The organism is Streptomyces lunaelactis (assembly GCF_003054555.1).
Lineage (GTDB): Bacteria > Actinomycetota > Actinomycetes > Streptomycetales > Streptomycetaceae > Streptomyces > Streptomyces lunaelactis.
This window is the reverse complement of record NZ_CP026304.1, coordinates 7,892,927-7,912,485: the sequence shown is the minus strand read 5'-3', so window position 1 is coordinate 7,912,485 and position 19,559 is coordinate 7,892,927. Positions and strand designations below refer to the sequence as shown.

Sequence of the window (19,559 nt, the reverse complement as noted above, 5' to 3'; positions counted from 1 at the left end):
CGGTCCGGAGCAACGCGTTGCTGGATGCTGTCGCCGCGGTTGTTGGTTCCGACGCTGGTGGCGAGCTGGGCGAAGTCTCCGAGGACGCCGAACCTTCCCTTGTCGGCAGGCAGCAACGGGCGGACGGGACTGTCCTGGGCGATGTGCTCGGCCAGCTGGGCTTTGTAGGTGTTGTAGACCCTTGCCGTGTAGTTGGGGTCCCTGATCGCCCTCGCCCGGTGGTCGTTGCTCCGAAGGTCGCCGTCGTCCAGCCTGCCGCGCCCTCGCCGAGCCCCAAGGCGAGCAACTCGCCCGAGAAGAAGGCCAAGGCGACCCCGAAGCCGAACTGGGGCACCAAGACCGTCTACACGACCAGTGTCCTGCAGGTCGGAAACACCTGGTCCACCAACCGCATCCGCATGGTCATGCAGAGCGACGGCAACCTCGTCGTCTACAACGAGAAGGGCAAGCCCATCTGGGCGGCCATGACATTCGGCGCCAACCACCGGGCAATCTTCCAGCAGGACGGCAACCTCGTCATCCACAACGCCGACGACCGCCCCATCTGGGCCTCCAAGAGCCATGGCCACGAGAACGCCCAGCTGGTCCTGCGGGCGGACGGCAAGGTCGTCATTCTTCACAACGGCGGAGTCATCTGGTCCACCTGACACCGCGACGGGTCGGAGAGGCCCGCCGACTGTCGGACCTCGCGGCGGGAGAGGGGCGCCCCCGTCAAGGCGACTTGACGTAAGCCTTGCCGGGTCGATCACGACAGCGATGCCGGCGATCCGGCCGTCGATGACGGTGAATGCAATGACCGAGAGTGGGGAGCCGTCCTCGCGCCACGACACGATCCCGGGAAGGCCGTTGACAAGCACCGCCCTCCCCGCGCGGCTACGCCGGCGGACAACTGCGCGCCGGCGGCGACCTCAGTGGCGCCGAGGGCGACGACCACGCCGTCGGGGGTGTCGACGGTCCGACACCGCGTTCCTCATCGACGCGCCCCGGGCCGCCTCGGCAAAGACGGGTGCGAGGCATGCCAGCCTGCGGCCGCATCGGCCGCCGAAGGCCCTGACCGCTCAAGAACGCGGACGAAGCCCCGCCACCAGCCGGGCATACCCCAATGGGTCATGCAGGCCGTCGTGATCGGCAGGCCAGTCGACCCCAGCGCCAACTGATCCCCCATAAGGGTGAAAAGTGCTGATCTGACGTTCACATCCGCAGGAAGTGATGCATCACCGTCCCGAGTACGCGTTTTCCAGCGGCATACCGGCCGGACGCAGGACAGACACGGAGGAAGAACATGCCGATCACTCAGAACCAGGGTTCAACCGCAGGGGGCCAGACAGTGACCGTGACCGGCACCGACCTCGGCGGTGCCACGGCGGTGAACTTCGGCACGAAGCCGGCCGCCATCACCGGCAACACGGCCGGCTCGGTCTCCGTCATCACACCGACGGGAGCCGGCGTGGTGGGGGTCACGGTCGTCACCCCCGGCGGCGTCGGCGGTCCAGAGCCCTTCTTCTATCTCCCGCCGCCGGTGATCCTGTCCGTGTCGCCGGGCTCGGGGCCGGTGGCAGGCGGCAGCACCATCACCATCTCCGGGCGGTACTTGGCCTCGGCGACCACCGTGCAGTTCGGTGGCTCGACGGTCACCCCGACGGTGGTGTCCGACCAGGAACTGACGGTCGTCTCGCCGACCGGTGCGGCCAGCACGGTGGCGCTGGCCGTGGTCACGCTTGGGGGGACGGCCAGCACCGCGTTCCGCTTCGTCGACCCGCCGACCGCGACCGGGTTCAGCCCGCTGAGCGGGCTGCCGGCCGGCGGCACCCTGGTCGGCATAACAGGAACGAACCTGCTGACCACCACCGGGGTGACCTTCGGCGCCGTCCCGGCCACCTTCGCCGTGCTCTCCGACACCGAGATCGCGGCCATGGCGCCGGCCCATGCGCCAGGGACAGTCACTATCACCGTCACCACCACCGGTGGCAACGACGCGGCGCCCGGGACCTTCCTGTACCTGTTGTGAACGCTCCGCCGTCCCACCACCACGCAGAGCCCGGCATCGCACCATGCAACGGTGGGATGATTTCATGGCGGTCGAATCAGTGGTCGTGCGGCAGCGCGTCGAGGATCTGGATGCGGCCGTGCCGTTCTACGAGAAACTCACCGGGAGCACCGCATCCCGTTTCGCCTTTGCCGGGGTCACCCTGGCGAGCGTCGGCCCCTTCCTGCTGTTCAGCGGCCCGGATGAGGCTGCGCAGCGAGTTGCCGGTGTGGCGGCCACTCTGGCGGTGGCAGACCTGGACGCAGCGGTGAAGGAAGCGGTGGAGGGAGGCGCCGAGGTGGTGGTTCCCACCTCTCCGACACCCAACGGTCACCGCGTCGTACAGCGGCACCCCCCACGGCAGGGTTTACGAGTACGTCGGTCCCTGAACCTCCAGCCTGGGGCGTCTCCCACCGGCATCGCTTGGGGCATGTCGCTTCGAACAGCCGTTGTTGAGCCGGCTTCACCACGCCGCCTGTCCTGCCGCTGGGTGCACCGGATGCCGCGCGTGCCACGGTCACGGACCTGGTCCGGGCCGCGGAACGTCACCAGACCGCCGTGACCACCAGCAGCCGCCCCTTCCTCGGTGATGTCGCCGAGGATCTCGCCGGGCAGCTGCCGAGCCGGTGATGCGGCTCCCGTCGGGCGCGGCCCAAGTACTCCTCGCCGCTGGGGGGGTGGTGACATGCTGTGCCGTTTGGTGGCACGCTCGAATGCCGACCGCCCTTGAGGGAGGGACCGAGAAGTGAGCTTCTGGGAGTACCTGGGCACCCGCTACCAGCAGCTGCTGGTGGACGCCTATCAGCACGCCAGCGCCGTCTTCCAGTGCATGGTCGTCGCCACGGTGCTCGGGGTCTTGATCGGCGTCCTCACCTACCGCACCGAGTGGGCGGGAAACCTCGCGATCACCACGACCGCAAGCATCCTCACCGTCCCCTCCCTGGCTCTCCTCGGCCTGCTCGTCCCGGTCGTCGGCCTCGGCGTCGCGCCGACCGTCATCGCGCTGACGCTGTACGGACTGCTGCCCGTGGTCCGTAACGCGGTCGTCGGGTTGCGCGGAGTCGACCCGGCCCTCGTCGAGGCCGCCAAGGGCATGGGGATGTCACGGTTCGCCCAGCTGCTCAGGGTCGAACTGCCCCTCGCCTGGCCGCCGATCCTCACCGGTGTCCGGGTGTCGACCCAGATGCTGATGGGCATCGCGGCGATCGCGGCCTTCGCCTCGGGGCCCGGGCTCGGCAACCAGATCTTCCGCGGGATCTCCAGCCTGGGCAGTGCGAACGCGCTCAACGAAGTACTGTCGGGGACGCTCGGAATCGTCGTCCTGGCCCTGCTGTTCGACGCCGGGTACGTGCTGATCGGACGGCTCACCATCTCACGGGGGATCCGTGGCTGACTCTGCCGAAATCGTCGAACCGACCTCCCCGACGTCCGGCGCCGCAGGCCCCGGCGGATCCGCCCGATCCGCCGAGCCCGACCGGCCGGCCGCCGCCGGCGCGAGTATCCGGCTGGACAACCTCACCAAGCGCTATCCGGACAGCCAGGCCCCGGCCGTGGAGGACGTGACCCTGGACGTCGCGGCCGGCGAAACCGTGATCCTCGTGGGGCCCTCGGGCTGCGGCAAGAGCACCACCCTCAAGATGATCAACCGGCTGATCGAGCCCACCTCGGGGCGGATCACCATCGGCGGCGAGGACGTCACCGGGATCAACCCCGTGGCGCTCCGCCGCACCATCGGCTACGCCATCCAGGCCACGGGCCTCTTCCCGCACATGACCGTCGCCGAGAACATCGCGCTCGTACCGAAGATGGCCGGCTGGCCCCGCGCGAAGGTGCGGGACCGGGTCGAGGAGATGCTCGAACTGGTCGGGCTGGATCCCGGGGAGTTCCGCGGCCGCTATCCGCGCCGGCTCTCCGGCGGCCAGCAGCAGCGGGTCGGGGTGGCGCGGGCGCTGGCGGCCGACCCACCCGTGCTGCTGATGGACGAGCCGTTCGGGGCCGTCGACCCCATCACCCGCGAGCGCCTGCAGGACCAACTCATCAGGTTGCAGCGCGAGTTACGCAAGACGATCGTCTTCGTCACGCACGACTTCGACGAGGCCATCAAGGTCGGCGACCGGATCGCGGTGCTGCGCGACCGGTCGCAGATCGCCCAGTTCGACACTCCGGAAGCGATCCTGGCCAGTCCGGCGGACGACTTCGTCGCCGGTTTCGTGGGCGCGGGAGCCGGGGTGAAGCGGCTGCACCTCAAGCGCGTACGGGAGGTGAAGCTCGCCGACGTCCCGACCGCCACCGTCGACGACCCGCTCGAGACCGCCCTGCACCTGCTGGACGCGGGCTCCGCCTCCGCCGACCACCTGCTGCTACTGGACCGGGAGCGGCGCCCGCACTCCTGGCTGCGACGCGAGGACCTGACGCGCGCCCGGAGTGCGGAACCCGCCGGAGAGCCGCTGCCGTTGTCGGCGGGCACCCCCGTACGGAGCCGGATCGGGGTGGACATGACGCTGCGGGACGCGCTGGAGGCGCTGCTGGCCGACGGTGCGGGCCGCGTCGCGGTCACGGGACAGGACGGCGCGTACGCCGGCGTGGTGGACATGTCGACACTACTGAACGCGATGCACGGGGCGCCGGGCGAGCGGGGAGCCGAGGAGGCTCGGCCGACCGGCCGGGGTGAGCCCGCGTGAGCCGGAGCGAGGTCGATGTCGGGGACGGTGGTGGAGCCGCTCCCGAGGCCGGTTACGGGTCCCCGGCCCCGGGGCCGGCTCCAGGGCCAGGGCATGACGAGCCCGTGACCCGGCTCGCCGCACTGGACCGGGTCCCGCCCCGTATCACCTGGCAGAAGCTGGTGACGCTGCCGGCCTTCGTCGCGGTCGTCCTCGGCGCCACCGCGCTGTATCTCCGCACCACCGAGCTGGACTCGATCGCCAGGAACGCCCTCGCAGACGGCGCCGTGCGCACCGCACTCCTCCAGCAGACCGAACTCGTCGCGATCTCCACCTTCTTCGTGCTCATCATCGCGATCCCGCTGGGCATCGCGCTGACGCGCGGGGTCCTGCGCCGGGCCGCACCGCTGTTCGTCGCGGTGGCCAACATCGGCCAGGCGACCCCGGCCCTGGGCCTGCTGGCGCTCCTGGTGATCTGGCTCGGCATCGGCCAACGAGCCGCCTTGGTCGGCATCGTGGCATTCGCGGTGCTGCCGGTGCTGAGCAACACCGTGGCCGGCCTGAGGGCCACCGACCCGGCACTCGTGGAGGCGGCGCGCGGCATCGGGATGTCGCCGCTGCTGGTGCTGTTCCGGGTCGAACTGCCCCTGGCCGTACCGCTGATCCTGGCGGGCGTACGGACCGCGCTCGTGCTGAACGTCGGCACCGCGACGCTGGCCACCTTCGGCGGCGGAGGAGGACTCGGGGACCTGATCTCCTCCGGCATCACCAACCAGCGCATGCCGGTGCTGGTGCTCGGCTCCGTACTGACGGTCGCCATGGCGCTGATCGTGGACTGGCTGGGGATGCTCGTCGAGTTGCTGCTGCGCCCGCGCGGCCTGGAGGTGGACTGATGCGCCTGACCCGGGTACGGACGGCCGTCGCGGGCGCGGGCGCCCTGCTGCTCGCCGCCGCAGGGCTGAGCGGCTGCGGACTGACCAGCGGCAGCCCGCTGGCCGACTCGGTGCAGCCCGGCTCCATCGGGAAGGGGCGACCGCTGAAGGGCGCCCAACTGACCGTGACCTCCAAGGAGTTCACCGAGCAGATCATCCTGGGCCAGATCATGGGGCTGGTCTTCAAAGCGGCCGGCGCGGAAGTCCTGGACCGGACGAACATCCAGGGCTCGATCGGTGCCCGCGAGGCGGTCAAGTCCGGTGCGGCGGACGGGATGTACGAGTACACGGGCACGGCCTGGATCACCTACCTCGGTCACACCAAGCCGGTCGTCGACCCGTACGAGCAGTGGGAGGCCGTACGCGACGAGGACCGCCGCAACGGCATCGCCTGGCTGCCCGCCGCCCCGCTCAACAACACCTACGCGCTGGTCGCGAACCGGGCGAATGCGCAGAAGTACCGGCTGCGCACTCTCTCCGACGTGGCACGTCTGACGAAGAAAGACCCGGGCGCGGCGACGATCTGCGGCGGAAGTGAGTTCTCGGTGCGCGAGGACGGCCTGCCGGGCGTGGCGAAGACGTACGGATTCGCCCTCCGGCGCGGGAACTTCAAAAAGATGGACGACGGCGTCGTCTACACCCAGGTCGCCAAGGGCGCGGCCTGCACCCTCGGCGTGGCTGCCACCACCGACGGCCGCATTCCGGAACTCGAGCTGAAGGTGCTGGAGGACGACCGGCACTTCTTCCCCAACTACAACGCGGCACCCGAGATGAACAGCACCACGATGAGGAAGTACCCCGCCATCGCCGACGTCCTCGCCCCGATCACCAAGCGGCTGACGGGGGCGGAGGCCCAGCGGCTGAACGCGCGGGTGGACGTGGACGGGGAGGACCCGCACGAGGTGGCGAAGGACTGGCTGGTGCGGGAGGGCTTCATCCGGGAGGGCTGACAGACGGCTTAGCCCCAGGCTTGAACTCCATCACAACCGGCTCACCGCCCCGAAGAGATCACGGCAGCACGACGGTGCACGTCGGCCCGGTCGTCCGGCAGCCACTTGGTGACGATGCCGGTGAGCATCTGCCCGGTCCCGGGATACCGTCTCGGCCGACGAGGTCGCGCACGACAAGCCCGCGCCGGACGTCTTCCTGGAGGCGGCGCGCCGCCTGGGAGTGTCCGCGGCCGGCTGCGTGGTCCTGGAGGACCACGCCCCAGGCGCCGCCGCTGCACACGCGGCCGGGATGCGCTGCGATCCCGTACGTCGCCGCACAGGCCGACGACCCGGCGTTTTGCGGCGGGCAGACGCAGGCGAAGCCACAACACGGACGCCACAATCACCTCATAGGCGCGCACGCGAGGAGTACGGCGGGTCCGCCTCGTCAAAGACGGGCAGACAGCCAGCCTTTGACGAAGATCCGGGCCATTCCCGGGCCGGCCCTCCACCACTTGTCTCGATCTTGGCTATCTTCGCTGGTCAAGCTACGTCTGAGCCTTGTACCACCAGCAGACGAAGAACTTATTAGTAAGTTATTCACCAAAGAAGATCGGCTTCTTCTAAGAACTTGAGGACGGCGCCTGACCTGCGCAAAAGCCCCGTCAGGCACCGTGCCCTGGTCTCGGGACAGCTACGAAATCGCATGATTTCCAAAGTTCACTTGCCTCCGATATCCCACTTCATACAGAAGATCCGGGCCGTGCACGGGCCAGCGCGATCGCCGGTCCACCGTGCATACCAGCAGACGCAGAGCCCTTTCCAAGGTCATGCAGAGCACGCCAGCCGCCGGCCCCGGAATCCCCACCCCGGGAGCCGGACGGCTCATGTGCTGTGCGACGGGTGGGCGGCGGCGGCGTTCGCGGCGAGCGCACCCGACACGCCCGCACCTTGAAGTCCCTGGTGCGCGCTGCGAGATGCCGCGCACGCCCGGATGAGTATGCCGACCGAACCGATGGCAATCGACCAGATGCCGTTGCCTACAACAAGGTTGACAGTGGTGATTGGACATCGACGATCTCGGCCACTACCAACAGTGGCGCGCCGACCCGTTCACCACACGGATCCGGTGCTCGGTCAGAGAGCACGCCATCCGGACCTCCACCGTCGTGCAAATAGCGGCTCCAGCCCATCCGCTGCTTGTACGCCTGCAGTTTCGCGATCGGAGCCCGCGACACCGCGCAGAGCGTGACATCGTCGTTCGCGAGGTGGATGACTGAGCCGTCAAAACCGTCAGCGATCGCCGAGCGGGACGGGCACCCTGCCACTACATGCGGCGCGGCCACCCGTTGATGGGACGTCCACCTCAAAGCCATCCCACCCAGGCCACAGCCTCACTACACCCCCCGCCACCAGGCCGTTGACCAGGACAAATGGAGAAATCTCACTGGAGCACTAGGGCCTGAGGACGATCTTGCCGTGGGTGTGGCGGCGTTCGAGCTCGGTGTAGGCCTCGCGGACTTGCGCCAGCGGGTAGACGTTCGCGATCGGCACCTCGAGCCGTCCGTCGGCGATCAGGCCGGCAAGCTCGGCGAGCACCTTGGCGCCCGGCCCGGCCGCGACCCCTCCGTCAGTCTTCACCCCGTGCTTCTCGGCGGCCGCGAAGTCGGCGATGGTGTCGATCCGATCGGTCGCGACGCCGAGGGCGAGGGCCAGTTCGACGTACCCGTGGCCGAAGGTGTCGATGAAGGCGTCCACGCCGCTGGGCGCGGCGGCCCTGATGCGGTCCGCGATGCCCTCGCCGTACGCGACGGGGATCGCGTCGTGGCTCTTCAGCCACTCGTGGTTGCTCTCGCTCGCCAGGCCGATGACCGCGGCCCCGGTACGGCGCGCGAGCTGGACGGCGAGCGAGCCGACTCCCCCGGCGGCTCCGGAGATGACGACGGTCTCGCCGTCCTTGGGCTGGACGGCGTGTACCGCCCCCCACGCCGTTACGCCGACGACGTACAGGCTGCCGGCCACCTCCCATGAGACCTTCTCCGGCTTGCGCGTGAGGTCACCGGCCTCGACCAGGACCAACTCGGCCTGGGAGGCCCGCTTCTGGGTGAATCCGATCACCTCGTCGCCGGGCAAGAATCCAGCAACCCCCGCGCCGACCTCCTCGATGACCCCGGCGAGGTCGCTGCCCTGCCCGGACGGGAACGTCGACGGGAACAGGTCAGCCACCGCCCCCGTGCGGATGGCCGCCTCACTGGGGTTGATGCCGGCCGCTTTCACGCGTACGAGGGCCTGCCCGTCCCCGGGCACCGGGCGTCCACCTCGTCGACCCGCAACACGTCGATCCCGCCGAACTCGTCGTACCTGACCGCCCTGGGCATGATCTCTCTCCTTCGACTCGCTGAAACTGACAGGGGTGTGGGCTACGCCCGCCGGAGTTCGAGCACGGGAATGATGCGGATTCCGGCAGTCTGGCGTGCGTACTCGGCAAAGCCGGGGTAACGCCGCGCTTGCTCGGCGTAGATGCGGTCCCGTTCGGCGCCGATCAGTTCGCGGACGGTCACCTGGTAGGTCGCAGTGCCGCGTTCGATGGTGCTCTCACCGGCGGCGGTCAGGTTGCGGTACCAATCCGGGTTGGTGGGTGCTCCGCCCTTGGTTGCGAAAACGTAGACGATGTCCGGCTCGGTGTCGTGCGGGAGGTACATCGTCGGGCTGACGTGCTCCTGCCCGCTCTTGCGGCCGCGGTGATGGACGAGGACCAGCGGAGCGCCCTCGAAGACCCCGCCGACCCTGCCCTCGTTCGCTCGGAACTCTGCGATGGTCTTCGCGTTCCGGTCGAGTGCTTCGCTCATGTCGAACTCCTATCGTCAACGATCCGGGTTATGCGCTGGGAGGATGAGCTGTAGGGACAGAGCGGGTTCTGCCTTGCGCTAGGCGGTGACGCGAGCGCCGCTACTCATCGACGTCGCTGGCGGCGGGGAAGGCTGCCGCAGGATTGCTTCGAGGCTCTCTCGCTGTTCGGTGCTCACGGAGGATCTCCCTTCGGTCGGCGGCCTCCTCCCGGGAGGCGGGCCACTGCGATCCTTTCCACCAGGCGGGTGATGAGGCATCACCGGATCACGGAGATTCGCACGGCCGGGGCACCCGCAGGACCGATCATCTGCGGACAGGCGTGCCTTCTCGGTGCAATGGGACGTCTCGGCTCGTAGGACATGGCGGGACTTCTTGTACGCCGCAAAATGGGTGAACGGAGCCCGGCGGGTGGCTCAGGCTGCGGCGGCCGAGGCCATGCGCAGCGGTGCGAGCGCGGTGCTCCAGGCGATGACCTGGTCGAGCATCGTGTTCAGGGGCGGGCAGGTTGTGGTCGCCGGGCTTGAAGACGCTGAAGTTCTCGAATTCGGTGATCATCGACAGCGTGACCTGCTGGCGTACGTCGGTCATCTGGAGCTCGCCGGCGACGAGCCTCAGCTGTTCGACAGCCCGGACGCCGCCGACACCGCCGTAGGACACGAAGCCGACCGCCTTGTTGTTCCACTCGGCGTAGAGGAAGTCGATGGCGTTCTTCAGTGAGCCGGGGATGCCGTGGTTGTACTCGGGGTGACGAAGAACGCGATCGACTACGCCTACGCCGAGTGGAACAACAAGGCCGCAGCGTTCGTCTCCTACAGCACCGTCGGCGGCGTCCACGCTGTCGAGCACGTGCGCAGCTGAACCGACCCGCTGCGGACCCGCGCGCGGCGCCTGGTCCCCGCAGCTCTCAGCAGGTCACCGCCTCCGTGGGTGTGACCAGGAGGAATCCTCATGACAGAGAACAGCGTCTCCGCCCAAGCCGCACCGTGGGCCACGCACCAAGGCCGCGTCGCCGTCGTAACCGGCGCCGCGCGTGGCCTCGGCGCCTCCATCGCCCGCGGACTGGCGCGCCGGGGCGCGACCGTCGCCGCAGTCGACCTGTCGGCCCCCGAGCAGACGTACAAGGAGATCGAGGAGGCCGGCGGCACGTGCGTTCCGTTGGTCGCCGATGTCTCCGACCCGGACGCGGTCCGCGCGCTGCACGATTCGGTGCTGGCTGCCTGCGGGCCCGCCGGCATCCTGGTCAACAACGCCGGGATCGCCGGCATGGCGCCGCTCGCGGACGTCGACTTCGCGCACTGGCGCCGAGTGCTGTCCACCAACCTCGACTCCCAGTTCCTCATGTCCACGGCCTTCGCCGCGGACATGCGCGAGCGCGGCTGGGGACGGATCGTCAACATGAGCTCCTCGGCGATCTACACCAACACCACCGACATGACGCCGTACCTCGCCAGCAAGGCAGGCATCCTCGGACTGACCAGCGGCCTGGCCAACGACCTGGCCCCCTTCGGCATCACGGTCAACGCCGTCTCCCCGGCGTTCACCCGCACCCCGCTGATCGACGAAACCGTCGCGGACGGGGCCATGCCCGCCGGCATTGACTCCCTGCTCGCCACCGAGCAGGCGATCAAACGCCGCGCCACGCCCGAGGACATCGTCGGCACCGTGCTCTTCCTCACCGGCGAGGACTCCGCCTTCGTCACCGCCAAGTTCATCGCAGCCGACGGCGGCTACACCCGCAACTACTGACCCGCCTCTTCCCAGAGGACCCCGACGGCGCTGTGCGGAACACGGTCGGGGCCCAGACAGAACCGCGCGCGACCTGACCGATCACCCCTTCGTGAAAGGCAGTTGAGACGATGTCGGTGCTCGATTTCCCCCTCGAACCGCCGCTCCTTCCTGGCCCGGTCTGCCAAGGTCGCGGCTGTCCCGGCGATCGCCGCGCCGGCCTCCACCGACGCCAACGGCCTGCCGGACTACGCCCCGAGTCCGCCTCGGGGCTCGGCCCCGCGGTCAATGCCCAGGGCTACTACGTCGGGCGGATCAAACGGAACCTGCCACGCTGGCGGATCCGGGCTCGCGGCCCGTACAAGCACCATCATGGTGGTGCATGCACGAACAGTGATTCCAGCGCAGGAGAAACCATGTCGGACCACCTGCACGTCATCGAATCCGCAGGGTCGTACGCTCTCGGCCCCTGGCACGTGCGCCGGGTCGGATACGGCGCGATGCAGTTGGCCGGCGACAACGTCTTCGGCCCGCCACGAGACCGCGACGAAGCGCTGCGCGTGCTGCGTGCCGCAGTCGACAGCGGCGTGAACCACATCGACACCGCGCAGTACTACGGCCCCAGCGTGGTGAACGAGCTCATCCGCGAGGCGTTGCGCCCCTACCCGGCCGACCTGGCGATCGTCAGCAAGGTGGCCGCCCGTCGCGATGCCGCCGGCGCGGTACTGCCCTTCGACGAACCACACCAGCTCCGCCAGGGCATCGAGGAGAACCTCACCACGCTGGGCATCAGCCACCTGGCCGCGGTGAACCTGCGCATGATGGACCAGTCAACACCCGGCAAGCGGTTCGACTCCCAACTGGCAGCCCTGATCCAGGCCCGCGAGGAAGGCTTGGTCGACGGCATCGGCCTCAGCAACATCTCGAAGCGGCACCTGCTGCGAGCGCTCGAGCAGACGGAGGTCGCCTGCGTCCAGAACCTCTTCAACCTCGCCGATCAGAGCTCCCTGGACGTGCTCCAGGAGTGCACGAACCGGGGCATCGCGTTCGTTCCCTTCTGCCCGCTCGGCTGGCCGCAGGGCGTCCAGAACCACATCCTGACGAGCCCGGCGCTGGCCGCGCTGGGCAATCGGCTGCAGGCGACCCCCGCACAGATCGCACTCGCCTGGCTCCTCGACCTCGCGCCCAACATCCTTCTCATCCCCGGAACCCGCACGCGCGCTCACCTGGCCGAGAACCTCGACGCCGCCGGAGTCCAGCTTGATGAGGCTTCCAAAGCGGAGTTGGCCAGACATTTTCCGGCGACGCGCTAGCTGTACAGTCCCGGTCAGCTGTGCTGCGGGCTGTGATGCCGCCGGCCGCGGTGCGGCCTGCTGAGTTTCGGGCACCGCACCGGTGCGTTCCTGACGGTGGACCCGGATGGTGGCGATCGCGATGAGCAGGGCGATCATGGCCGGTCTTCGCCGCGAGCAGCAACCCGAAGGGGACCGCGCCGGGCAGTTTGGTGACCTGCGGGGTGTCGGACGCGGCGCCGGAGGGCGTGACGGCGAAAACGTCGAGGTTGCTGCCGTCCACGCCGAGAGGTGCCGGCGGGCTGCCTGAAACCAGCCGACCGCCGAGTCCTGTCCGCACGGCTCCGCCAGACCCACTCCTCGAGTAGCGGGCTAGCATGAAATGCGGAGGTTCTTCTCCAGGCCCGCGCCGCAGCGGCAGGGAGGCCGGCATGGCGTTCGACACGACTGGTTTCGAGCAGGCCGACAGCAGCCGCTACATACCGATCTCCAAACACGGTCTGATCGGCGATCTTCGAACGACCGCCCTGGTCGGCACGAACGGCACCATCGACTGGTACTGCTGCCCGCGCTTTGATTCGCCCAGCGTGTTCGGGTCCATCCTCGACGCCGACCGGGGCGGCTCGTTCGAGCTGGCCGCCGAGGTCCCGACACGCACCAGGCAGTTCTACTTCCCCGACACGAACGTCCTGATCACGCGGTTCTTCGCCGCAGACGGCGTGGCCGAGATACAGGACTTCATGCCCGTGGTCGACGAGTCGCGGGAGGCGGCCCGGCACCGGCTGATCCGGCGGGTGGTCTGCGTCCGCGGAACCCTCCCGTTCAGGGCGCGGATCGCCCCCCGCTTCGGCTACGGCGCCGAAGCGCACACCACGAACCTCGAAGGCCACACGGCGGTGTTTCGCTCCCCGTCACTGACGCTCGCGCTGACCGCCACCGCACCCCTGGAGAGCGACGGCCTGGATGTGTGGTCGCACTTCAAGCTCCTAGAGGGCGAGTCCCACGTGTTCGCCCTCGACCAGATCGGCGACGACGTGGCCCCTCGGTCCTGTCCACGCGCCGAGGCACAGGAGCAGGCCGAGGCGACGGTCAGGTTCTGGCGTCACTGGCTGGCCGGTTCGCGCTACCACGGGCGGTGGCGGGAAACGGTGAACCGCTCCGCTCTGGTACTCAAGCTGCTCACCTACGCCCCGACCGGTGCGATCGTCGCCGCACCGACCACCAGCCTGCCCGAGCAGATCGGCGGCGAGCGCAACTGGGACTACCGCTACGTCTGGGTCCGCGACGCCGCCTTCTGCGTCTACGCGATGCTGCGCCTGGGGTTCACCTCGGAGGCCGAGGCGTTCATGGGGTTCTGCGAGCGCGGCATCATGGGCGGCACCGGTGCGACCGGCCCGTTGCAGATCATGTACGGCATCGACGGGCGCAGCGAGCTGCCCGAGTACGAGCTGCCGCACCTGGAGGGCTACCTCGGCTCCGCACCGGTCCGGGTCGGCAACGCCGCCACCGGCCAGCTCCAGCTGGACATCTACGGAGCCCTGATCGACTCGATCTACCTGTACGACAAGTGGGGACAGCCGATCAGCAGCGCCCGCTGGGACGAGGTCGGCGCGATGGCGGACTGGCTCTGCGAGCACTGGGACCAGCCCGACGAGGGAATCTGGGAGACCCGCGCGGGCCGGCGGAACTTCGTCTACTCGCGGCTGATGTGCTGGGTGGGACTGGAGCGGGCGATCCGCATGGCGAACCGCCGCGGCCTCCCGGCCGACCTGCCCCGCTGGCGGCAGTCCCGGGACGCGATCTACCGGCAGATCATGCAGCGCGGCTGGTCGGCCCAGCGGGGCGCGTTCGTCCAGGCCCTGGACGACGATGTCCTGGACGCCTCGCTGCTGATGATGCCGATGGCCAAGTTCATCTCGCCCACCGACCCCAAGTGGCTCTCCACCCTGGACGCCCTCACCGCAGACCTGGTCTCCGACTCCCTGGTCTACCGCTACGACCCGACCGCCAGCCCCGACGGCCTGCACGGCCCCGAGGGCACCTTCTCGATCTGCTCCTTCTGGTACGTCGAGGCACTGGCCCGTGCAGGCCGACTGGAGGAAGCCCGGCTCGCTTTCGAGAAAATGCTCACCTACGCCAACCACCTCGGCCTGTTCGCCGAGGAGATCGGCCCGACCGGCGAACAACTCGGCAACTTCCCCCAGGCCTTCACCCACCTCTCGCTGATCAGCGCCGCCTTCAACCTCGACCGCGCACTCGGCTGACGCGGCACCGCCACCCGGACGCAGTGCCCGACGCGCCCCTGGGTGGGGCAAGATCCGGGCCAGTTACGGGCCAGCACCGCACGATCGACGACGGATCCCTCTATTTCGCCTGCTCAGAAGCGGTATGGCGCGTGTACCACCAGCACTCGAAGAACCTGCGGGTGTCGTACTCGCCGAAGAAGCTGGGGTTCTTCTAGCCACAGAGAAAGGGCGCCTCAACGAGCGGCGCGCCGCCTTGCGACCGACCGCTCCACCGTCAGGACGCCGGACCGCTGCCGCCGGCGACGGTGATGTGCCGGCCGGTGATATACGCAGCTCCGCCAGCATCAGGAATGCGACCGTCTCGGCGATCTCCTGCGGCGAACCGAGCCGACCGCACGGGTCCGCTCGGTTCGCCGCAGCAAGCATCGTGGCCGCCTGGTCGCCAGACGCGCCCCAAGCTCTCCGCATCGGCGTCTCGATGGCCACCGGTGTCCCGCGGACGGGCGCCGGACGCGTCGGGGAAACGGCTCGTTCCTAAGCGACCGTGAGCACGATCTTGCCCTGGATGTGCCCTCGGGCGGCGCGTTCGTGCGCTGCTCGGGCATCCGCGAGCGCCAACGTGCTGTCGATCGCGACGCGGACCGTGCCCGCGTCGAGCAGGCGTCCCAGTTCAGCGAGCTGCGCGCCGTTCGAGCGGACCTGTGCGCTCGAGACCGTGACGCCCAGCTTCGCGGTCTCTTCTTCGTCGAATTCGCCAGGGAACACCGGGAAGAGGGCGCCGCCGCGCTTGAGCGTGCGCAGGAAGCGGCTGCTGTCGGGGCCGCCGACGGTGTCGAGAACGAGGTCGACGTCGTGCACGAGTTCCTCGGGACGAATCTTGGTGTAGTCGATGAACTGATCGGCGCCGAGCTCGCTCAGGAACGATTCATGCGCGCCCGATGCCACCGCGATGACACGTGCACCCTTCCACTTCGCCAGCTGTAGCGCGAAGTGCCCCACGCCGCCCGCGGCGCCGTTGATGAGCACCGTCGTGTCGGCGTCGAGTGCCGTCGGGCGATGCCGTGCCTCCTGGAAGGGCGAGGGGTGATCGTGTCCGAGCTCGATCAGGAACTGCCACGCCGTCAGCCCCGCCATGGGCGCCCCGGCGGCGTGCACGTGGTCGATGCCGGCCGGCTTGCGTGCGAGGTCCGACGCGGGCGCGGCCACGTACTCGGCGTATGCGCTGCCGTCGAAGCTGGGAAAACGCAGAAGACCGAAGACTTCATCACCTACGGCGAGGCCGTCTACGTCCGCGGCGACGGCCTCGACGACGCCCGAGACGTCCGTACCCGGAATCACCGGCAGGCTGACCGTCGATTCCGTCTCCCCAGGCATCCTGGTCAGCCCGCCGCGCAGGTACCAGTCCGGAGGATTGATGCCGACCGCGTGAACGCGAACGAGCACCTCACCCGGCCCCGGCTCGGGAATCGGCACCTCGTCGTAACGCAGAACTTCAGGGCCGCCGTGCTCATGGAGCCGGACCGCCCTCATCGTGTGTGTCGGCATCGTTTTCTCCTGCCCGCGCTGCGGGATACGCTTATTCGGATCAGCGATCCACATAAATGGACCACTGATCCGAATATATGGACCACTGATCCGGATAGTCAAGAGGGACAGATGCGGGCCGACGCCAGGAAGAACCGCGACCACCTGCTCGCAGTAGCGGGCACCGCCATCACCGAGCAAGGCGTCGACGTGTCACTGCGCGACATCGCGCGCAGGGCCGAGGTCGGGCTCGCGACGCTGCTGCGGCACTTCCCGACGCGCGAGGCGCTGCTCGAGGCCCTGCTCCGCACGAGCTTCGACGAACTGACGGCAAAGGCAGGCGAGCTCGAGACGTCGAGCTCGCCCGAAGACGCTCTCGTTTCGTGGCTACGCGACTGCGTCGCGTGGACAACCGAGTATCGGGGCGTGACCGTGCTGATGGCAGCCGCCATCGAGGACACCGAATCCGCACTCCACGCTTCGTGCGTCACCCTGCGCGCAGCCGGTGCGCGGCTCCTCACCCGTGCCCAGGCCGCGGGCATGGCGCGGAGCGATATCGATGGCGCCGATTTGTTTGCGCTGGTAGCCATGCTCGCTTGGCTCGGCGATCAACCCTCGCTCGCGCCCCGCGCCGATCGCCTCTTCGACGTTGTCGCGAGCGCGATTCTGACGAGCGCCGGGAACAGCCATGCCAAGGGGGAACGCCGCCCTCAGACCCGTAGCTGAAATGGCCACACGCTGACCAGCGGCAGGGGATCCACGCGGTCCGCCCCGCGCCTCCAGGTCTTCGTCTCTGAACGCCGGAACGACAGCGTGCTTCAACTGCTTCTGATGGTGTCCATTGACGCGCCGGGTCGTCATGGCCGGCGCCCGCCGGGAGGCACCGCCATAGGACGGTGATCTACGGCGACGTGGCGACCGAGACCGGGGAGCGCATCCTACGAGAAATGGGGTCTCCCTGGTCCGCTTGTTCGCATACTCGCCTGGACTTTGCTCACCATCGGTAGCTTTCCCTCACGTCCCGTAGGCGACCTGCCCGGCGGGCGTATGCGAACAGGCAGAGCAACAGAGGAGTGAGCAACTACATGACGAACGTGGAGACTTCCCTCAAGGAGACCATGGCATCGATCGAGGGCTGCGTCGGCGCCGCCCTCGTGGATTACACCAGCGGCATGGCCCTGGGCACCATTGGCGGCGGAAAGGGCCTCGATCTGGCGGTGGCCGCAGCGGGCAACACCGATGTGATCCGCGCCAAGACGCGCACCATCGAACACCTCAACCTCAAGGACGAGATCGAGGACGTCCTGATCACCCTGGGCAAGCAGTACCACCTCCTCCGGCTGCTCAAGGGCCGCGGTGGCAACGGTCTCTTCCTCTACCTCGTGCTCGACAAGGCGAACGCGAACCTGGCCATGGCGCGGCACCAGCTGAAGGGCATCGAAGCGGAGTTGGAGCTCTAGCCTTCCCATCGGTCCTCGCGTCTCCGGCTGCCCATGAATTGAAGATTTCTTCAGTTCGCCAGTTCCCGATGCGGTCAACCGCCCGGGAGTGCGGCACCCGGAGGCGGGAGGATCGGTGCACTGCCCTGTGCCTCACGGCGGCAGCAGCCGAGGCCCGGATTACGGGCCCCGGTCGTCGAACTCAGCAGGAGCGTTCACACATGCAGGTACCGCTGTACCAGGCCAAGGCGGAGTTCTTCCGGATGCTCGGACACCCCGTCCGCATCCGCGTGCTGGAGCTCCTTCAGAACGGCCCCGTTCCCGTTCGGGACCTGCTGTCCGAGATTGATATCGAGCCCTCCAGCCTCTCCCAGCAACTGGCCGTGCTGCGCCGCTCCGGAATCGTGGTGTCCATCCGCGACGGATCGACCGTCAGCTACGCCCTGGCCGGCGGAGACGTGGCCGAACTGCTGCGCGCGGCCCGCCGTATCCTCACCGAACTCCTCGTCGGCCAGAGCGAGTTGCTTGCCGAGCTCCGACAGGCTGACGTGTAGTCGGGTGCCGAACGGACCCTAAAAGCTGTGTCACGTCCTCGTTCGCAAGTCACGGGTCGTCAGGCGAGGGGGTATCTGGTTTCCGTTCGGATTGACGTCGATGGATGGCGTCGCGAATGGCAGCGTAAGGAGGTGGTTCGTCATGCAGTCATTGCGAGGTCACCAGTTGAGTCCTTGGCTACTTCGTTCAGCTGGCGGAGCTCCCCGGGCCCGCTGCCCCTACGCGACCCGGTTTCCTGGAGACCCACGTCGAGCAGGGCGGCCGAACCGGCGCCCTTCGGTGGGGCGGCGGGCGGGTCAACATCCACGCCTGCGGCGCCTCCGACTACCAGCAGCTCCTGGCCGCGATCCGGGCTGACGTCCGCCCCGGCGAGAACTACGTCATCCTCGGCGACTTCAACCGCAACATCCGGTACCGGGAACAGCTTCCTTCTATGGTGGTCGCTCGAGCCATGACGCCACTCGGTCCGGCGCACCCAGCATGCGCCGCCGGACCGACGCGTGGCGCGCTCCGCCCTCCCGCCCACGCCCCAAGAGGGGAACCGACGAACTGCGGTGCCGCTCGCGGTCCGCCGGCCGACCGCCGCAGAATCGTGGCGCCCGTCCAGGGAACCGATGCCCGACCCCGGCCCGTCCCTGCTTGTAGATCTTCGTTCCTTGGGCCGATGGGGCACATGGGCAATGTCGATACGCGATCTGTGGCACCTCCGCCGTCAGAAGTGGCGTGTCCTGTACGGCTTCGCCGCCGCCGCGACCGTCTGGCTTGCGGTCCCCGGCCTGCTCGTCGCCGCCACGGGACTCGGTCTGGCCTGGCCCGCCTTCACGGCTGCCTGGAGCTACGACCTGGAGCGTCGGCTCAGCGGTACGACGAGCGTGGCCTACCCGCTGGTGGGCTGGTGCCTGCCCATCGCGCTCGCGAGCCTCACCCTTCTCCTCGGCTTCCGCTTCTCGTTGGCCCCGGCAGCCGTTGTGGCAACGGGGTCGTCACCGAAGGACGCGCTGCGCCGCAGTTGGGCCCTGACCCGCCGCTCGCGGTGGCTCACGAGCGGTGTATGCCTGCTGCTCACGGCTGCCGCCGCAGCCGTCTTCACCGCGCTGCGGCTCGCGCTGACACCGCTCGCCGACCCGGCCCGCCGGTTCATGCTGGACCTCGCCGACGGCAACCGGTACGCCGCCGACGCGATCGGCACCCTGATGCCGTCGGCCTCGGCACTCCTGCTGCTCCCCCTGATCGTCCTGCCGCCCGTCTGCGCAGCCCTTGCCGTGTTGCACGCGGGTCTGTCAGGAGCGTCCGGGTGCCCCGGGCGGCCAGGAGGCCCAGACGGCCGGCGTCCGCCGTGCCCGGCTCCGCCGTGAGATGACGACGCGCAGACCGATGCAGA

18 protein-coding genes and 3 pseudogenes are annotated in these 19,559 nt (G+C 68.8%); 16 read left to right on the top strand and 5 right to left on the bottom strand.

Annotated features, from left to right (window positions below):
- Positions 1 to 203: 203 nt before the first annotated feature.
- From SLUN_RS39745 to SLUN_RS36120, 8 genes and pseudogenes are all read left to right on the top strand, one after another.
- Positions 204 to 647, top strand: a pseudogene (locus SLUN_RS39745) (mannose-binding protein); the annotation flags it as partial.
- Between the two features lie 635 nt (positions 648 to 1,282).
- Positions 1,283 to 2,008, top strand: a complete 726-nt coding sequence (locus SLUN_RS36150; protein ID WP_108154091.1) for an IPT/TIG domain-containing protein — start codon at positions 1,283 to 1,285, stop codon at positions 2,006 to 2,008.
- Between the two features lie 64 nt (positions 2,009 to 2,072).
- The gene (locus tag SLUN_RS36145; protein ID WP_254709907.1) at positions 2,073 to 2,588 is read left to right on the top strand and encodes a VOC family protein; all 516 of its coding nucleotides are present in this window, start codon (positions 2,073 to 2,075) and stop codon (positions 2,586 to 2,588) included.
- A 183-nt stretch (positions 2,589 to 2,771) separates the two neighbouring features.
- A complete protein-coding gene (locus SLUN_RS36140; protein WP_108154090.1) occupies positions 2,772 to 3,419 on the top strand; it encodes an ABC transporter permease in 648 nt (215 codons plus the stop codon).
- Positions 3,412 to 4,707: a betaine/proline/choline family ABC transporter ATP-binding protein gene (locus SLUN_RS36135; protein WP_371413885.1), complete on the top strand. Its 1,296-nt coding sequence runs from the start codon at positions 3,412 to 3,414 to the stop codon at positions 4,705 to 4,707. The genes SLUN_RS36140 and SLUN_RS36135 overlap by 8 nt, the downstream gene beginning before the upstream one ends.
- A 104-nt stretch (positions 4,708 to 4,811) precedes the next feature.
- Positions 4,812 to 5,579, top strand: a complete 768-nt coding sequence (locus tag SLUN_RS36130; protein WP_257153862.1) for an ABC transporter permease — start codon at positions 4,812 to 4,814, stop codon at positions 5,577 to 5,579.
- Positions 5,579 to 6,568, top strand: a complete 990-nt coding sequence (locus SLUN_RS36125; protein WP_108154088.1) for a glycine betaine ABC transporter substrate-binding protein — start codon at positions 5,579 to 5,581, stop codon at positions 6,566 to 6,568. Before SLUN_RS36130 ends, SLUN_RS36125 begins: the two co-directional genes overlap by 1 nt.
- A 130-nt stretch (positions 6,569 to 6,698) precedes the next feature.
- Positions 6,699 to 6,906 (top strand): annotated as a pseudogene (locus SLUN_RS36120) (HAD-IA family hydrolase); the annotation flags it as partial.
- 681 nt (positions 6,907 to 7,587) lie between these two features.
- On the opposite strand, the gene SLUN_RS40560 reads toward SLUN_RS36120, so the two are convergent.
- The 4 genes and pseudogenes from SLUN_RS40560 to SLUN_RS36100 all read right to left on the bottom strand — a co-directional run.
- Entirely contained in the window at positions 7,588 to 7,893 is a 306-nt protein-coding gene (locus tag SLUN_RS40560; protein ID WP_257153861.1) for a DUF899 family protein, read from the bottom strand.
- Positions 7,894 to 8,002: 109 nt separating this feature from the next.
- A complete protein-coding gene (locus SLUN_RS36110) occupies positions 8,003 to 8,854 on the bottom strand; it encodes an NADP-dependent oxidoreductase (protein WP_306610735.1) in 852 nt (283 codons plus the stop codon).
- Positions 8,855 to 8,967: 113 nt separating this feature from the next.
- Entirely contained in the window at positions 8,968 to 9,396 is a 429-nt protein-coding gene (locus SLUN_RS36105; protein ID WP_108154087.1) for a nitroreductase family deazaflavin-dependent oxidoreductase, read from the bottom strand.
- Between the two features lie 414 nt (positions 9,397 to 9,810).
- A pseudogene (locus SLUN_RS36100) lies at positions 9,811 to 10,141 on the bottom strand (NADPH-dependent FMN reductase); the annotation flags it as partial.
- On the opposite strand from SLUN_RS36100, the gene SLUN_RS41815 reads away from it, so the two are divergent.
- The 4 genes from SLUN_RS41815 to SLUN_RS36075 all read left to right on the top strand — a co-directional run bounded on the left by SLUN_RS41815 (position 10,127) and on the right by SLUN_RS36075 (position 14,678).
- Positions 10,127 to 10,255: an NAD(P)H-dependent oxidoreductase gene (locus SLUN_RS41815; RefSeq protein ID WP_371413884.1), complete on the top strand. Its 129-nt coding sequence runs from the start codon at positions 10,127 to 10,129 to the stop codon at positions 10,253 to 10,255. The pseudogene SLUN_RS36100 and the gene SLUN_RS41815 overlap by 15 nt on opposite strands.
- 90 nt (positions 10,256 to 10,345) lie before the next feature.
- Positions 10,346 to 11,143: an SDR family NAD(P)-dependent oxidoreductase gene (locus SLUN_RS36095; protein WP_108154086.1), complete on the top strand. Its 798-nt coding sequence runs from the start codon at positions 10,346 to 10,348 to the stop codon at positions 11,141 to 11,143.
- A gap of 395 nt (positions 11,144 to 11,538) precedes the next feature.
- Positions 11,539 to 12,435: an oxidoreductase gene (locus SLUN_RS36085; RefSeq protein ID WP_108155137.1), complete on the top strand. Its 897-nt coding sequence runs from the start codon at positions 11,539 to 11,541 to the stop codon at positions 12,433 to 12,435.
- Between the two features lie 410 nt (positions 12,436 to 12,845).
- Positions 12,846 to 14,678 (top strand): glycoside hydrolase family 15 protein, encoded by a 1,833-nt coding sequence (locus tag SLUN_RS36075; RefSeq protein WP_108154084.1) that lies wholly within the window; start codon positions 12,846 to 12,848, stop codon positions 14,676 to 14,678.
- A gap of 516 nt (positions 14,679 to 15,194) precedes the next feature.
- Here the strand turns inward: SLUN_RS36075 and SLUN_RS36070 are convergent.
- A complete protein-coding gene (locus tag SLUN_RS36070; protein ID WP_175313308.1) occupies positions 15,195 to 16,205 on the bottom strand; it encodes an NADP-dependent oxidoreductase in 1,011 nt (336 codons plus the stop codon).
- 111 nt (positions 16,206 to 16,316) lie between these two features.
- Here SLUN_RS36070 and SLUN_RS36065 point away from each other — a divergent pair, with 111 nt between their 5' ends.
- The 4 genes from SLUN_RS36065 (at position 16,317) to SLUN_RS36050 (ending at position 19,533) form a co-directional block, all read left to right on the top strand.
- Entirely contained in the window at positions 16,317 to 16,910 is a 594-nt protein-coding gene (locus SLUN_RS36065; protein WP_108154083.1) for a TetR/AcrR family transcriptional regulator, read from the top strand.
- A gap of 359 nt (positions 16,911 to 17,269) precedes the next feature.
- The gene (locus SLUN_RS36060) at positions 17,270 to 17,644 is read left to right on the top strand and encodes a hypothetical protein (RefSeq protein WP_108154082.1); all 375 of its coding nucleotides are present in this window, start codon (positions 17,270 to 17,272) and stop codon (positions 17,642 to 17,644) included.
- Between the two features lie 200 nt (positions 17,645 to 17,844).
- Entirely contained in the window at positions 17,845 to 18,177 is a 333-nt protein-coding gene (locus SLUN_RS36055) for an ArsR/SmtB family transcription factor (RefSeq protein WP_108154081.1), read from the top strand.
- A 681-nt stretch (positions 18,178 to 18,858) separates the two neighbouring features.
- On the top strand, positions 18,859 to 19,533 hold the full coding sequence (locus SLUN_RS36050) for a hypothetical protein (protein WP_108154080.1): 675 nt from the start codon (positions 18,859 to 18,861) through the stop codon (positions 19,531 to 19,533).
- Positions 19,534 to 19,559 lie beyond the last annotated feature (26 nt).

What these genes read in the sequence shown, in the direction of transcription:
- SLUN_RS36125 (WP_108154088.1), top strand. Translation starts at nt 5,579, where the DNA reads ATGCGCCTGACCCGGGTACGGACGGCCGTCGCGGGCGCGGGCGCCCTG.
- SLUN_RS36060 (WP_108154082.1), top strand. Translation starts at nt 17,270, where the DNA reads ATGACGAACGTGGAGACTTCCCTCAAGGAGACCATGGCATCGATCGAG.
- SLUN_RS36150 (WP_108154091.1), top strand. Translation starts at nt 1,283, where the DNA reads ATGCCGATCACTCAGAACCAGGGTTCAACCGCAGGGGGCCAGACAGTG.
- SLUN_RS36085 (WP_108155137.1), top strand. Translation starts at nt 11,539, where the DNA reads ATGTCGGACCACCTGCACGTCATCGAATCCGCAGGGTCGTACGCTCTC.
- SLUN_RS36145 (WP_254709907.1), top strand. Translation starts at nt 2,073, where the DNA reads ATGGCGGTCGAATCAGTGGTCGTGCGGCAGCGCGTCGAGGATCTGGAT.
- SLUN_RS36070 (WP_175313308.1), bottom strand. Translation starts at nt 16,205, where the DNA reads ATGCCGACACACACGATGAGGGCGGTCCGGCTCCATGAGCACGGCGGC.
- SLUN_RS36095 (WP_108154086.1), top strand. Translation starts at nt 10,346, where the DNA reads ATGACAGAGAACAGCGTCTCCGCCCAAGCCGCACCGTGGGCCACGCAC.
- SLUN_RS36065 (WP_108154083.1), top strand. Translation starts at nt 16,317, where the DNA reads ATGCGGGCCGACGCCAGGAAGAACCGCGACCACCTGCTCGCAGTAGCG.
- SLUN_RS36055 (WP_108154081.1), top strand. Translation starts at nt 17,845, where the DNA reads ATGCAGGTACCGCTGTACCAGGCCAAGGCGGAGTTCTTCCGGATGCTC.
- SLUN_RS36050 (WP_108154080.1), top strand. Translation starts at nt 18,859, where the DNA reads ATGTCGATACGCGATCTGTGGCACCTCCGCCGTCAGAAGTGGCGTGTC.
- SLUN_RS36075 (WP_108154084.1), top strand. Translation starts at nt 12,846, where the DNA reads ATGGCGTTCGACACGACTGGTTTCGAGCAGGCCGACAGCAGCCGCTAC.
- SLUN_RS36105 (WP_108154087.1), bottom strand. Translation starts at nt 9,396, where the DNA reads ATGAGCGAAGCACTCGACCGGAACGCGAAGACCATCGCAGAGTTCCGA.